The following is a 12,865-nucleotide window of genomic DNA, read 5'->3' as shown; positions in this document are numbered from 1 at the left end:
TGTTATAAATGTCGTCCATTGCTGTTGGGGTATCGCCAAGCGGTAAGGCAGCGGGTTTTGATCTCGCCATTCCCAGGTTCGAATCCTGGTACCCCAGCCATTTTCAAGCGATTTCGAATAACTTCGAATAATGCTGAATATCGAGGAAACTCGATGCTGATGTGGCTATGTAGCTCAGTTGGTTAGAGCACATCACTCATAATGATGGGGTCGCAGGTTCGAATCCCGCCATAGCCACCACTCTTAGCGGGAGTGGCGAAATTGGTAGACGCACTAGATTTAGGTTCTAGCGCCGCAAGGTGTGCGAGTTCAAGTCTCGCCTCCCGCACCATTTAAGAAAATTGGGGTATCGCCAAGCGGTAAGGCAGCGGGTTTTGATCTCGCCATTCCCAGGTTCGAATCCTGGTACCCCAGCCATTTAAAAAAGCCAACCTTCGGGTTGGCTTTTTGCTTTTTGATCTCGGCCTTAGTGCCCAGTTTCGGCTCTTGGTACCCCAGTCATTTTAAATAGCAAAAAACCAGCCTCGAGCTGGTTTTTTGCTTTCCGGGATTCGGGATTCGGGATTCGGGATTCGGGATTCGGGATTCGGGATTCGGGATTCGGGATTCGGGATTCGGGCTCAGCATAACGACGCTCGAATCCCCAGTCACCACTCCCCACTCCCTATTCCCTAATCCCCCTTCAGTCAAAGCCCCATGGCGTACTTCATCACCCGGGTTTTCAGCGGGCCGCTGTGCTCGGCGGCTTTCAGCCCCAGGTTGCGCAGCAACTTGAGCGGGAACAGATCGTTGCTGAAGGTGTGATAACACAGGTCCATCGCCGACTGCATCAGCAGGTTATCGGGCCGGCGCCGACGCTGATAACGCTGCAAGCGCTCGGCGGCGGCGATGTCCAGACCTGCCTCCACGCCCTGATGAATCAGCTCGCTCAGCGCCGCCACATCCTTGAAGCCCAGGTTGACCCCCTGCCCCGCCAGCGGGTTGATGGTGTGGGCCGCATCCCCCAGCAACACCACGGCGCCTTTCACATAATCGTTGGCATGGCGGCGGCGCAACGGAAAGTGTCCCTTGCTCAACGCTGTGATGTTGCCCAGCCGGGCCGGAAAGTGAGCCGCTACCTGCTCGGCCAGAGAGGCGTTATCCAGCGCCGCCAGCTCGGCTATACGCGCCTTTTGGTCATACCACACTAGAGAGCCCTGCCGCAGGCCCATCGGCAGAAAGGCCCGCGGACCACTGGGGAAAAACTGCTGCCAGGTGGTGTCCGGCTCCAGCCCGTCACCTTCGATACCAATCAGCATGCAGTGCTGGGCGTAATCCCAGGCGGTGACGCCAATACCGGCCAGCTGACGAGTACGAGACTCGGCGCCGTCGCAGGCCAGCACCAGACGCGCCTGCAACTGCTGTCCTCCTTCCAGGCTCAGCTCGGCACCATTCTCGTTCTGTGTCAGGCCAATCAGCCCGTTCGGGCAGTCGAGCACCACCTTGTGCCACTGGGCCAGCGCCTGCCACAGGCCAAGCTGAATAATCCGATTTTCGACCATGTACCCCAGGTATTCACAGTCCAGCTCGTGCGCCTCGAAACGGGTGCTGAACCCCTGCCATTCACAGGCTTCCAGCCGCTGATACGGCCAGGCACGCATGGCGACGATAGTTTCCCAGGCACCGGCCTGCTGCAGCAGTCGCACCGAGGTGGCACTGATGGCGGACACTCGCAAATCCGGGGCTTGCTCGGGAGAAAAGGCGTCCGGCGTTCTGGCTTCGATCACCCGAATGCTCAGCCCGGTCGGTGCCAGCAAGGCCGCAGCCAATGCCCCGACCATGCCGCCACCGATGATGGCGATATCACAATGTTCCATATGTTAACCTCGTGCTAACCTCGCGATTTTTCAACCATTCTACCGCAAAAAGTACGGTGTTTCGGCGAGAATCTATCCATATTGCCACCGGGCTGCGGCTGGATATTATCTGGTCACTGCCGGCAGAAAAGAGTAGAATCCCCGGTCCTGAAACATGACCCTTGCCGCAATCCAAAGAGAGCCATGAGTAAAAAACTTCATATCAAAACCTGGGGCTGTCAGATGAACGAATACGATTCATCAAAGATGGCCGATCTGCTGGACGCCACTCACGGCTACGAGCTCACCGACGACGCCGAGCAAGCCGATGTGCTGCTGCTCAACACCTGCTCCATTCGCGAAAAGGCGCAAGAGAAGGTGTTTCATCAGCTGGGACGCTGGCGCCCGCTGAAAGTCGCCAATCCCAAGCTGGTGATTGGTGTCGGCGGTTGCGTCGCCTCCCAGGAAGGTGATGCCATTCGCGCCCGGGCTCCCTTTGTCGACATCGTGTTCGGCCCCCAGACCCTGCACCGGCTGCCGGCAATGATCAAATCCGTGCTCGAAGGCAACGGCGCCCAGGTAGACGTGGCCTTTCCGGAAATCGAAAAATTCGACAGCATGCCCGAGCCCCGCGCCGAGGGCGCCACCGCCTTCGTCTCCATCATGGAAGGCTGCTCCAAATACTGTTCTTTCTGCGTGGTGCCCTACACCCGCGGTGAAGAAGTCAGCCGGCCGATGGACGACGTGCTCTACGAAATAGCCCAGCTTGCCGATCAGGGCGTGCGCGAGGTCAACCTGCTGGGCCAGAACGTCAATGCCTACCGGGGCGAGACCCATGACGGCGATATCTGCAGCTTTGCCGAGCTGCTGCGCCTGGTGGCGGCCATCGACGGCATTGACCGCGTGCGCTACACCACCAGTCATCCCATCGAGTTCACCGACGATATCATCGAAGTGTACAAGGATACGCCCGAGCTGGTCAGCTTCCTGCACTTGCCGGTACAAAGCGGCTCCGACCGCATCCTGACCCTGATGAAGCGGCCGCATACCGCACTGGAATACAAGTCCAAGATCCGCAAGCTGCGGCTGGCGCGGCCCGACATCACCATCAGCTCCGACTTCATCATCGGTTTTCCCGGTGAAGACGCCGACGACTTCGAAAAGACCATGAAGCTGATTGAAGATATCGGCTTCGACATGAGCTTCAGCTTTATCTTCAGCGCGCGCCCCGGTACCCCGGCCGCCGATCTGCCGGACGATGTGCCGCTGGACGAGAAAAAAGCGCGACTCTATCGCCTGCAAACCGTCATCAACAATCAGGCTCAGTTGATCAGCCGGCAGATGCTGGGCTCAACCCAGCGTATTCTGGTCGAAGGCCCGTCCAAGCTGGATCCGATGGAGCTGCGTGGTCGTACCGAGAACAACCGCGTGGTCAACTTCACCGGTCCCCACACCCTGATCGGCGGCTTCGCCGACGTGGAAATCACCGAAGTCATGCCCCACAGCCTGCGCGGCACCTTCCTGCGTGGCGAGAATGAAATGGGGCTGCGGGTACAGGTATCGCCCAAGAGCATTCTGGCGCGCCGCCCGGATGGCGTGGCCGACGACGTCGGTGTAGCCACCTTTACACCCTAAAATGCAGGGACTCGGGATTGGGGAATAGGGACTCGATACCCTTATCCCTACTCCCGAATCCCTAATCCCCGATATTTAGGAGTTACCTTGACAGCAAAAGTCACCACCCTGGAACTTGAACTACAGCCGGCCGAAGCTCCGCGTCTGGCCAGCCTGTGCGGGCCCTTCGACGACAACATCAAACAGCTGGAACGCCGCCTGGGAGTGGAAATCAACTACCACAATCAGCACTTTACGCTGGTGGGGCCGGCCAACCTGGTCAAGGTCGGCGGTGAGCTGCTCACGCAACTGTATGTCGATACCCAGTCGGTGCGCGGCCAGGCGGTGCCCGATATCACCCCCGACCAGGTACATCTGGCCATCAAGGGAAGCCGGGTACTCGAGCAAAATGCCGAGCCAGATGAAGGCTACCAGTACGGCAAGGAAGTGGTGATCAAGACCAAGCGCGGCCTGATCAAGCCTCGCACCCCCAACCAGGCCCATTACGTGGCGCATATTCTCAGCCACGACATCACCTTCGGCATCGGCCCCGCCGGTACCGGCAAGACCTATCTGGCGGTAGCGGCGGCGGTGGATGCGCTGGAGCGGCAGGAAGTACGCCGTATTCTGCTGACCCGCCCGGCGGTGGAAGCGGGCGAAAAGCTCGGTTTTCTGCCCGGCGATCTGAGCCAGAAGGTCGACCCCTATTTGCGCCCGCTGTACGATGCCCTGTTCGAGATGCTGGGCTTCGAGCGCGTTGAAAAGCTGATCGAGCGCAACGTGATCGAAGTGGCACCGCTGGCCTATATGCGCGGCCGCACCCTGAACGACGCCTTTATCATTCTCGATGAAAGCCAGAACACCACGGTCGAGCAGATGAAGATGTTCCTGACCCGCATCGGCTTCAACTCCCGGGCGGTGATCACCGGCGACATCACCCAGATCGATCTGCCGCGCAACGCCAAATCCGGCCTGCGCCATGCGATTGAAGTGCTGACCGGCGTCGATGGTCTTTCATTTGACTTCTTCCGCGCCGAAGACGTGGTGCGCCATCCGGTCGTCGCTCGTATCGTGCGTGCCTATGAAGCCTTCGAGGATCAGCACAAGCGTGAACAGCACCCGGACGAGCAGGCATCATGAGCCTGTATCTGGATCTGCAAATCGCCTGTGATGAAGCACCGGGGCTGCCGAATGAGCAGCAACTGGAACGCTGGCTCAAGGCCGCACTGGCCGGAGAGCGCGAAGAAACCGAAATCACGGTGCGGCTGGTCGACGAAGCCGAGAGCCAGGAGCTTAACCGGGATTACCGCGGCAAGGACAAGTCCACCAATGTGCTGTCCTTTCCGTTTGAAGCGCCTCCCGGCATCGAACTGCCGCTGCTGGGCGATTTAGTCATCTGCCGTCAGGTGGTGGAGCGGGAAGCCGCCGAGCAGCACAAGCCGTTGCAGGATCATTGGGCACACATGGTGATACACGGCTGCTTGCATTTGCTTGGTTTCGACCATATTAAGGATGATGAAGCCGAAATCATGGAAGCCAGAGAAATAACCATGCTGGCAGAATTCGGTATTGCCAACCCCTATCAAGACGATGAAGGTTAAACAAGGTCAATGAGCGACGATAATTCGAACTCAGAAAACGGTTCGTCCACCAAGAAAAACTGGTTTGAGAAGCTGGGCCAGCTTTTTCAGGGCGAACCGAAGAATCGTGAAGAACTGGTTGAAGTGATCATGGAAGCGACGCAGCGCGAGCTGATCGACCAGGACACCAAGGACATGATTGAAGGGGTACTGGAGGTCAGCGAGCTGCGGGTACGGGACATCATGATCCCCCGCTCGCAGATGGTGACGGTAGAAAAGTCCCAGCCCGTTTCTTCTTTCCTGCCGATGATCATCGAGTCTACCCACTCCCGTTTTCCGGTGGTCAACGAAGACAAGGACCACATAGAGGGCATACTGCTGGCCAAGGATCTGCTGCAGTACGGCTTTGCCCTTACCGACGAAGCATTCTCCATCGACAAGGTGCTGCGCCCCGCCGTGGTGGTCCCCGAAAGCAAGCGACTCGACAAGCTGCTCAAGGAGTTTCGTCAGCAACGCTACCACATGGCCATTGTGGTCGACGAGTTCGGCGGCGTTTCCGGCCTGGTCACCATCGAAGACATTCTTGAGCTGATCGTCGGCGACATCGAAGACGAATACGATGCCGAAGAAAGCGCCGAAATTCGTCAGATCACGTCGCGGGTCTATGCGGTGGCGGCGCTGACCGATATTGAAGATTTCAACGAGTTCTTCCATACCGACTTCAGCGACGAAGAAGCCGACACCGTCGGTGGCATGGTGATGCACGCTTTCGGTCATCTGCCCGCCAAGGGCGAACAGCTCGAGCTCAACGGCTTCGTGTTCAAGGTGGCCCACGCCGACCGTCGACGTTTGCTGCAGTTACAGGTTAAGATACCGAGCAATCAGGAAACCTCCACTTCGGAAGCCATATAAACGTGCGCCATTATCTACCTGCTCTCGGGGCCCTGCTTAGCGGGGCCCTCGGCGTTTTAGCCTTCAGCCCTTTCGACTACTGGCCTCTGGCGCTGGTGTCGCTGTTCGGTCTTTATGCCGTTACCCAGAACCTTGGCCCCGTGACCGCCGCCAAACGCGGTTTTATCTGGGCCATGGGTCTGTATCTGCCCGGTCTGTGGTGGATTCATAACAGCATGACCATTTTCGGCGGCATTCCCCTGCCGGTCGCCTTTGTGCTGGTCGCCCTGCTGGCCGCCTACCTCAGCCTCTATACCGCCGCCGCCGTCTGGCTGGCACAACGGCTGGTGCCTTCGCCCCGCTGGCGTGCCCTGCTGGTACTGCCGGCGCTGCTGGTGCTGGCCGACTGGCTGCGCGGCTGGGTGCTGACCGGTTTTCCCTGGCTGTGGTTCGGTTACAGCCAGCTGGAAGGCCCGTTGGCCGGCCTCGCCCCCATCATGGGCGTGCAGGGCATCAGCTGGTTGCTGAGCTTTTCGGCGGCGGCCTTGTGGTTGCTGCTGCGCCATCGTCCCACCTGGTGGCCGGGTCTCACCGCCTTGCTGTTATGGGGCCTCGCCTTCGGCGCCGGCTTTGTGCAGTGGGTGACGCCCACCCAGAGCAGCCGCTTCGCACTGGTGCAGGGCAATATCGAACAGTCACTGAAGTGGATTCCGGGGCAGCTGGAGCTGAGTCTGGAGCGCTATATCGGCCTGACCCTGCCCGAGCGGAATGCGGAGGTGGTGATCTGGCCCGAGTCGGCGCTGCCCGCCTCGGAACAACGGCTGGCGCCCTGGCTTGCGCAGGTGGATCAGCTGATGCGCGAACGCGGTCAAAGCCTGATCACCGGCACAGTGTCCCGCCCCGATACCGACGAGGTATATAACGCCGTTATCACCCTGGGCCGCAACGCTATTCCCTACCAGCCCGAGCACAGTAATCGCTATTACAAGCAGCAGTTGGTGCCGGTTGGCGAATTCGTGCCTTTCGGCAGCCTGTTGCGGCCACTGGCCCCCTTCTTCAACCTGCCGATGTCGTCCTTCTCTCGCGGTGCGGCCGGACAGCCGGATCTCAACGCCGGTGACCGTCATCTCAGTGTGGCCATCTGTTATGAAGTGGCCTTTCCCGGGCTGGTACGGAATAACATGAAGCCCGACACCGATTACCTGCTGACCCTGTCCAACGACACCTGGTTTGGTCAATCCATCGGCCCCTGGCAGCATCAGCAGATTGCCCGCATGCGCGCCCTGGAGCTGGGCCGACCGCTGATCCGCGCCACCAACAACGGCGTGACCCTGGTGACCGATGAAAAAGGCCGCATTACCGACAGCCTGCCCCAGTTTGAAGCCGGTGTGCTGCGTACCGAGGTGACCGGCATGAGCGGGCTGACGCCCTATGCCCGCTTCGGCAGCACCCCCTTGGTGGTCTGGCTGTTAGTCAGCGCGACACTGGCGACAACCCTGAGCCGGCGGCAATACAGATGGCGCCAGCAAAAACAGGCCGCGAAAGAAAACCTGCGGGTGAAAGCGAGAAGCTGAAGCTGAGGAATGAAAGAGGGGAAAGGCGATGATTCGGCTTTCCCCTCTTTTTTTATTCTGGTCATACCAATCTAAATAAAAATATGATCAATTTTAAAGCCCGGAACGAGAGGCAACAGAGTCATCTCCCACGACACGCAGTAAACCCGTCCATGGGAGCTCGGAAATGCCCTCCTTGGCATTTCACGGTCGTGGGAGCCGATCTCTGCTGCCTCTCCTTGAACACCGAGTGGTCTGCAGACGGCGCCAACAGGCGACTCTGTAGCATCAAGGAGGACGAAGGGATCTGCTCCACCGACCATCACATGACAAGGATGTGATGTGCTGAGCGTCACAAGGATGTGCTCGAGCGGGTCGGCGGAGCGGGCCCTTTGTCCGGGATTGGTATGACCATCAAAAAGATCTAATGTTTAATGCGATGAGTATTAGAAACCGCTTTCGCGGATCAGAATCGCCAGCACCCTGCGTAACTGATACCACAACCAGCTGCGCGACTCACCCTCGACCCTGACCACACCGGGCAAACGGGCATCGGTGTCGCCGAGCGAGCTGATATCATCCAGTATCATCGATACCCGATAGTGTCCCTCTTCCGGCACCAGGCGATCGTCAACGACGCGGCGCACCGCAATGGGGCCGCCATATTCCGAGCTCAACTCGCCATAAGGCAGAGCAAAGACGGCACCAATATCCACATCACTAACCTGCACCGGCAAAGCGGCCATCCCCGGCCGGTCGGCAATAAAGACGCCCAGGCTCCCCGGCCCGATCAGGTCGAGATATTGCTCCCCGATATATCCTTCTACATCGAACCGGGTCGGCTCAACCACCGACAGCAACGGCATCTCGGTACCTACCCATACGCCGGGGTGCAATGATTCAATTTGCGTAATCCGCCCCGCAAAAGGAGCACGCAGTTGCAGCCGCTCTTGCCGAGCCAGCAGCCCGGCTTTTCGTTCCAGCAGGCGCTGATATTGCTGCTCGGTAATGGCGCGAACGGCCTTTTCCTGTACCGAGCTGCCGCTGCGATCCAGCAACAATCGCGCCAGCTGCAGCTCTTCTTCCACCTGTTGCAGCTCGAAGTTCAACGGCTCCGACTCCAGCCGCACCAGCAACTGACCGGCTTCAACCACATCTCCCTGTTTTACCGCCACCTCCATGATGACGGCCGGCTCGGATACAAACAGACTCTGTTCGGACTGAGCCTTCAGTACCGCCGGTACCGACACCCCTACATGCAGGGGCAACAGACTCCAAATCAGTACCGACGCCACCAGAGCCCAGAATAGCAGTCGTCCGGTTCCCATGGCGCATTCACGTCGACGCTTCCACCACACCTTCACTTCCCTCCAGATTGGCAACACAATGAACCAGCATACTTCTACCGCAAACAACAGTATCCCCAGCACCTTGAAGAACAGGTGATAGACCAGCAGGGCGATGCCCAGAAACAGAAAGAAGCGATACAGCCAGGTAGCCCAGGCATAGGCCACCATTAATCGGGCTCTGCCCCGGGGTTGCGGCTCCGGCAGGGGATCCTTCAATCCCAAGAACAGATCACGCAACCGCCAGCGGCCGAAGGCAAAGGCCCGCTGCTGCAGGTTTTCTATCCCCAGCCAGTCGGAAAAGGCGTAGTAGCCATCGAAGCGCAGAAAGGGACTGATATTGACCAGTACCGAGGTCACCCAACTGGTGGTGGCCACAAAAAAAGCGGCACTGCGCAAGGGGCCATCGGGTAGCAGATTCCACAAAAAGGTCGCCAGCAGCGCCAGATACAGTTCGGTGCGCACCCCGGCGGTCACAATGCGCAGCCTGGCGGCTCGGGATCTGAGCCGCCAGGCATCGGTGGTATCGGTATAGAGCACCGGGAACATCACCAGCAGCGCTACCCCCATGGAAGCAACCCGACAGCCCTGCCGCTTGGCCGCAAAGGCATGGCCCAGCTCGTGGGCACTTTTCACCACCACCAGGGTCACCCCATAGAAAACCAGCCCCTCCAGGCTGAAAAAGTGCAGAAAGGTAGACCAGAAATGGTCCCACTGGCGCACCACCAGCACCAGGCCAAGCCCACCGAGTGACAGCAGCAGATAATGGGTGACCGGTGCAAACAACCAGTTCAGGCGAGGCGTCCAGCGGCTCAGCCAGGGATCCGGGCGAAACAGCGGGATACGGATAAACAGATAGTGATGGATCAGCCAACGCCAGAATCCCAGCAGCTGATCGGCATACTGTTGATGAACCCGGGCCGAGGCCTCGGCCGAGCGGGCCTCGTTAAGATTATTCGACACCACAAAGTCGATAAAGGCCGCCAATTCTTCGGGGCCATAATCATGGCCACGGGTTTTCAGCTCCAGCAGGAAACCTTCCGCCGAGGCGCCCGCCTGCCAGTGGCGGATCAAATAAAGCGCCTCGGCCGACAAGGCAAAATACTTGTTACGCACCGTATCAAACAACAGCCAGCGCGGGGCACCGTCTTCATCGGGGGCGCCGGGTAACAGCCGCAGATTCTGGCGCAAGGGCGGTAATACAACACCGGTTGTCATGGCACTACCAGCCCAGCCATTGACGGGCACTGGTTATCGGCCGGCGGAACAGATAAAAGAACAGACTCACCCGGTTACCGTAGACTTTGGCCGTACCGCGGGTGCCTATTCTCGGCAGCCTGGTGTCGGACTTCTGGCCGTCGAGCCGGGCAATCAAGCGATACGCCATCAGATCATCGGGGGTGCGTTGCGGCTCATAGCTCGCATGCTGGAGATGTGCCGACCAGGCAGACAGAGGATCATTATCAAAGAACACTCTGACCTCGGCCTCCTGCTGCAAGGCGATCGAGTCTTTCACCGCCAGCATGATTTCAAGCTCTACCGCCTTGGGATCGGCCAGCAGCATGATGCGCTCGCCGATGTTCACCGGCCGACCTTTCCATTCGTTGGGGTCACCCAGTACCGCAATGCCGGCCCCTGGCGCGGTCAGCGTGGTTTTGGCCAACCGGGAGTCGGCATAATGCAGCTCGGCCTGGCGTAATCTTACCCGCGATTCAAGCTCGGCCAGGCGTGCTTTCTGGGTGGGGTCCATAAAACCGCTTTGCTGCACGGTTTTCAGCTCGGCCTGGGCCACCAGCAACGCCTGCTGGGCTATCTCGTACTCATTGGCCAGTTCGGTATCTTCAAACTGCACCAAAGGTTCACCCTGCCGGACCCCCTGATTAGGCATGATCTCCAGTTGTTTGACGGCGCCATTGAGCGGGGCGCTGATCACCAGCGGATCCCGGGCAACCACTTCAACCGGCGCCAGGGTGCTGAGCCGCACCGGCGCCCACATCACGGCCAGCAGCAGCATCGCCAGCACCAGCCAGGTTTTTCGCTGGCGCATACGCTGCAGAACGTTTTTGAATGGCAGCCGACGCTGCAGTGCAAACAACGCATGCCCCATGGTACCGGACAGATGCTCCATGACGCCTCGCTCCTGTTCGGTCCAGGGTTCGGAACGAAACAGCAGCAAGACACCGAGTATGTGTCCCTCTTCGGCCACCGCTGGCAGCGGTACCCACAGCAGTTGCTCCGGAGCCATGTCCTGCCAGTCATGCCGCAACGCCTCCGGTACCAGGCCAACATCAAACGCCGACAACTGCCGGGCGTCCTGGCGTTGCGACAGATGCCCGGCAAGACGTTCAGTCCAGGCAACAAACGGTGAGGTGTAGTCCACCGTCGGGATGTCCGACGCTGCCATCACCTGCAGCTGGCGCAAGTCTTCTCCCAGAATCAGCACGCTCTGGGTATAGGGCACACAATGATGGGTTTGATTGACGATGGTATAAAACAGCTGCGCAAGGCTGCTCGCCTTGCGCAATTGTTGTTCCAGCCCCAATAAAGCTGCAACCTGTTGGTTCACATCAACTCCTTAAACCGTGGTCAGCATATTCAACAGCCGGTTGCCATAAGCTTCCATCGTATCCACTTCGCTGACCAGCTGCTCGGACAACGGCACAAAACCGGTATTCGGTAACGCTGTCGGTGTTTGCTCCGACTCGCCCGCCGCTTTATCACGCAGCAAGGCTTCGATGTCCAGCTTGATCTCCAGAATACGCACCTGACCATCGCTACCCACCGCCTGGATCCTGAGTGTCAGGTCTTTTACCTGTCCGGCTGAATTCACGGTGACATTGCCGGTGTTCGGGTCAATCGTGACCCAGTTAGGCAGAACCGAGCCGTCGGCCAGGGAGCCACTGTAGCTCTGGCCCTGCTCGGCTTTGCTGTCGGCAATAGAAATGGACAACTGATCCCTTGATGTGGGGACAATGCTGGACACACTCATGGCGATGGTATCAAAGGCCTGCCGCTGTACCTCGCTGAAGACCACTTCGCCATTATCATTCACATTGACATCAACCGAGGCCCTGACCGTGGTATTACCATCGGTGCCGGTCGTCTGCACCACCAGGACACCGGTTTCCGATAACAAGACGGTGTCGGTTGGTGTTTTGGGCGTGACAAAGCCGGCACCGGTGGTCGAGTCCGAGCCGCCATCCTTGTTGACCAGCCCCTGCGGCAGAGACGACAACTCATTGGTCACCGACGTATTATCCCTCTGGAAAGGCGGCACATCGTTATTGCTTACCGGCTTGGCGTCCGTGGTTTCTTTGGGCGGCGCCAGCACCTCCAGCAGGTATTGACGGGACACTTGAGCGCCGGTCTGATCTACCGCTGTCAGTGTCACCGCAAATTTTCCGGCTTCGGTCGGCTTGCCGGTAATGAGCCCGGTCTCCGGGTTATAACTCAGCCCCTTGGGCAAGCCCTTGATAACAAAATCAAGATCCTCGCCGTTCGCTGTACTGTCCATATCGGTAAAGAGCACTGAAATATCACGCTGGTAGTCTTTACCAAAGTTCCATTGCTCATCGATGTTGGTGGTCAGCGCCACCGGGTTATCGTTCTGGCCCTCGATGGTAATGGTCAGGGTCGCGGTATCGCTTAGCTCACCGGCATCGGTCACGGTATAGCCGAAGGTCTCGCTCAGGGTCTGGCCGCTGGTGCGCAGGGCCTGGACCGCCGCATTATTCTCGTCGATCACGTAGCTGTATGAGCCGTCTGCATTCAGTGTCAGGCGGCCGTACTGGCCCGCCAGCGCAGTGCCGACCGTGCCGACCGTGCCGCCGGTGTCGCCGAACTCGACCGTGGTCACCGCCTTGGTTTCGCCATTGGCCACGCTGTCGACATCGCTGTCGTTAGCCAACACATTGCCGGTCGCATCACTGCCGGCGCTGCCGTTGGCCTCGCCGCCCGCTTCTACCGCGATCGCCGTGTCATCGGTCGCCACCGGGGCATCGTTCTGTCCCTGGAGGGTAATGGTCAGCGTCGCGGTATCGGTAGCA

Annotated in this window: 9 protein-coding genes and 4 tRNA genes; 9 read left to right on the top strand and 4 right to left on the bottom strand. The window is 59.0% G+C overall.

Annotated elements, in window-relative coordinates; translation table 11 throughout:
• Positions 1-25: 25 nt before the first annotated feature.
• The 4 genes from ABD827_RS01685 (at position 26) to ABD827_RS01670 (ending at position 417) form a co-directional block, all read left to right on the top strand.
• A tRNA-Gln gene (locus ABD827_RS01685) sits at positions 26-100 on the top strand.
• Positions 101-163: 63 nt separating this feature from the next.
• A tRNA-Met gene (locus ABD827_RS01680) sits at positions 164-240 on the top strand.
• Between the two features lie 6 nt (positions 241-246).
• Positions 247-331 (top strand) — tRNA-Leu (locus ABD827_RS01675).
• Positions 332-342: 11 nt separating this feature from the next.
• Positions 343-417 (top strand) — tRNA-Gln (locus ABD827_RS01670).
• Positions 418-686: 269 nt separating this feature from the next.
• Here the strand turns inward: ABD827_RS01670 and ABD827_RS01665 are convergent.
• Entirely contained in the window at positions 687-1,856 is a 1,170-nt protein-coding gene (locus tag ABD827_RS01665; RefSeq protein ID WP_344961760.1) for an FAD-dependent monooxygenase, read from the bottom strand.
• 183 nt (positions 1,857-2,039) lie between these two features.
• Here ABD827_RS01665 and miaB point away from each other — a divergent pair, with 183 nt between their 5' ends.
• The 5 genes from miaB to lnt all read left to right on the top strand — a co-directional run bounded on the left by miaB (position 2,040) and on the right by lnt (position 7,494).
• The gene (gene miaB / locus ABD827_RS01660) at positions 2,040-3,470 is read left to right on the top strand and encodes a tRNA (N6-isopentenyl adenosine(37)-C2)-methylthiotransferase MiaB (protein WP_298719107.1); all 1,431 of its coding nucleotides are present in this window, start codon (positions 2,040-2,042) and stop codon (positions 3,468-3,470) included.
• Between the two features lie 87 nt (positions 3,471-3,557).
• Entirely contained in the window at positions 3,558-4,589 is a 1,032-nt protein-coding gene (locus ABD827_RS01655; protein WP_344961757.1) for a PhoH family protein, read from the top strand.
• Positions 4,586-5,050, top strand: a complete 465-nt coding sequence (gene ybeY, locus ABD827_RS01650) for an rRNA maturation RNase YbeY (RefSeq protein WP_344961754.1) — start codon at positions 4,586-4,588, stop codon at positions 5,048-5,050. The genes ABD827_RS01655 and ybeY overlap by 4 nt, the downstream gene beginning before the upstream one ends.
• Positions 5,051-5,059: 9 nt before the next feature.
• Complete coding sequence (corC, locus tag ABD827_RS01645; protein ID WP_298719102.1) at positions 5,060-5,941, top strand: CNNM family magnesium/cobalt transport protein CorC; 882 nt, start codon at positions 5,060-5,062, stop codon at positions 5,939-5,941.
• 2 nt (positions 5,942-5,943) lie between these two features.
• The gene (gene lnt / locus ABD827_RS01640) at positions 5,944-7,494 is read left to right on the top strand and encodes an apolipoprotein N-acyltransferase (protein ID WP_344961750.1); all 1,551 of its coding nucleotides are present in this window, start codon (positions 5,944-5,946) and stop codon (positions 7,492-7,494) included.
• 425 nt (positions 7,495-7,919) lie between these two features.
• On the opposite strand, the gene ABD827_RS01635 is transcribed toward lnt, so the two are convergent.
• The 3 genes from ABD827_RS01635 to ABD827_RS01625 form a co-directional block, all read right to left on the bottom strand.
• Positions 7,920-10,037: a site-2 protease family protein gene (locus ABD827_RS01635; protein WP_344961748.1), complete on the bottom strand. Its 2,118-nt coding sequence runs from the start codon at positions 10,035-10,037 to the stop codon at positions 7,920-7,922.
• Between the two features lie 4 nt (positions 10,038-10,041).
• Positions 10,042-11,385 carry an efflux RND transporter periplasmic adaptor subunit gene (locus ABD827_RS01630; protein ID WP_344961746.1) on the bottom strand — a complete coding sequence of 448 codons (1,344 nt, stop codon included), beginning with the start codon at positions 11,383-11,385 and terminating at the stop codon, positions 10,042-10,044.
• Between the two features lie 9 nt (positions 11,386-11,394).
• Positions 11,395-12,865: VCBS domain-containing protein (locus tag ABD827_RS01625; RefSeq protein ID WP_344961744.1), on the bottom strand; the 1,471-nt coding region annotated here is incomplete at its 5' end.

Origin of the sequence: Oceanisphaera sediminis, from assembly GCF_039539745.1 — a bacterium.
Taxonomy (GTDB): Bacteria; Pseudomonadota; Gammaproteobacteria; order Enterobacterales; family Aeromonadaceae; genus Oceanimonas; species Oceanimonas sediminis.
This window is presented reverse-complemented; position numbering and strand designations above follow the sequence as displayed.

What these genes read in the sequence shown, in the direction of transcription:
- ABD827_RS01635 (WP_344961748.1), bottom strand. Translation starts at nt 10,037, where the DNA reads ATGACAACCGGTGTTGTATTACCGCCCTTGCGCCAGAATCTGCGGCTG.
- miaB (WP_298719107.1), top strand. Translation starts at nt 2,040, where the DNA reads ATGAGTAAAAAACTTCATATCAAAACCTGGGGCTGTCAGATGAACGAA.
- corC (WP_298719102.1), top strand. Translation starts at nt 5,060, where the DNA reads ATGAGCGACGATAATTCGAACTCAGAAAACGGTTCGTCCACCAAGAAA.
- ABD827_RS01665 (WP_344961760.1), bottom strand. Translation starts at nt 1,856, where the DNA reads ATGGAACATTGTGATATCGCCATCATCGGTGGCGGCATGGTCGGGGCA.
- ybeY (WP_344961754.1), top strand. Translation starts at nt 4,586, where the DNA reads ATGAGCCTGTATCTGGATCTGCAAATCGCCTGTGATGAAGCACCGGGG.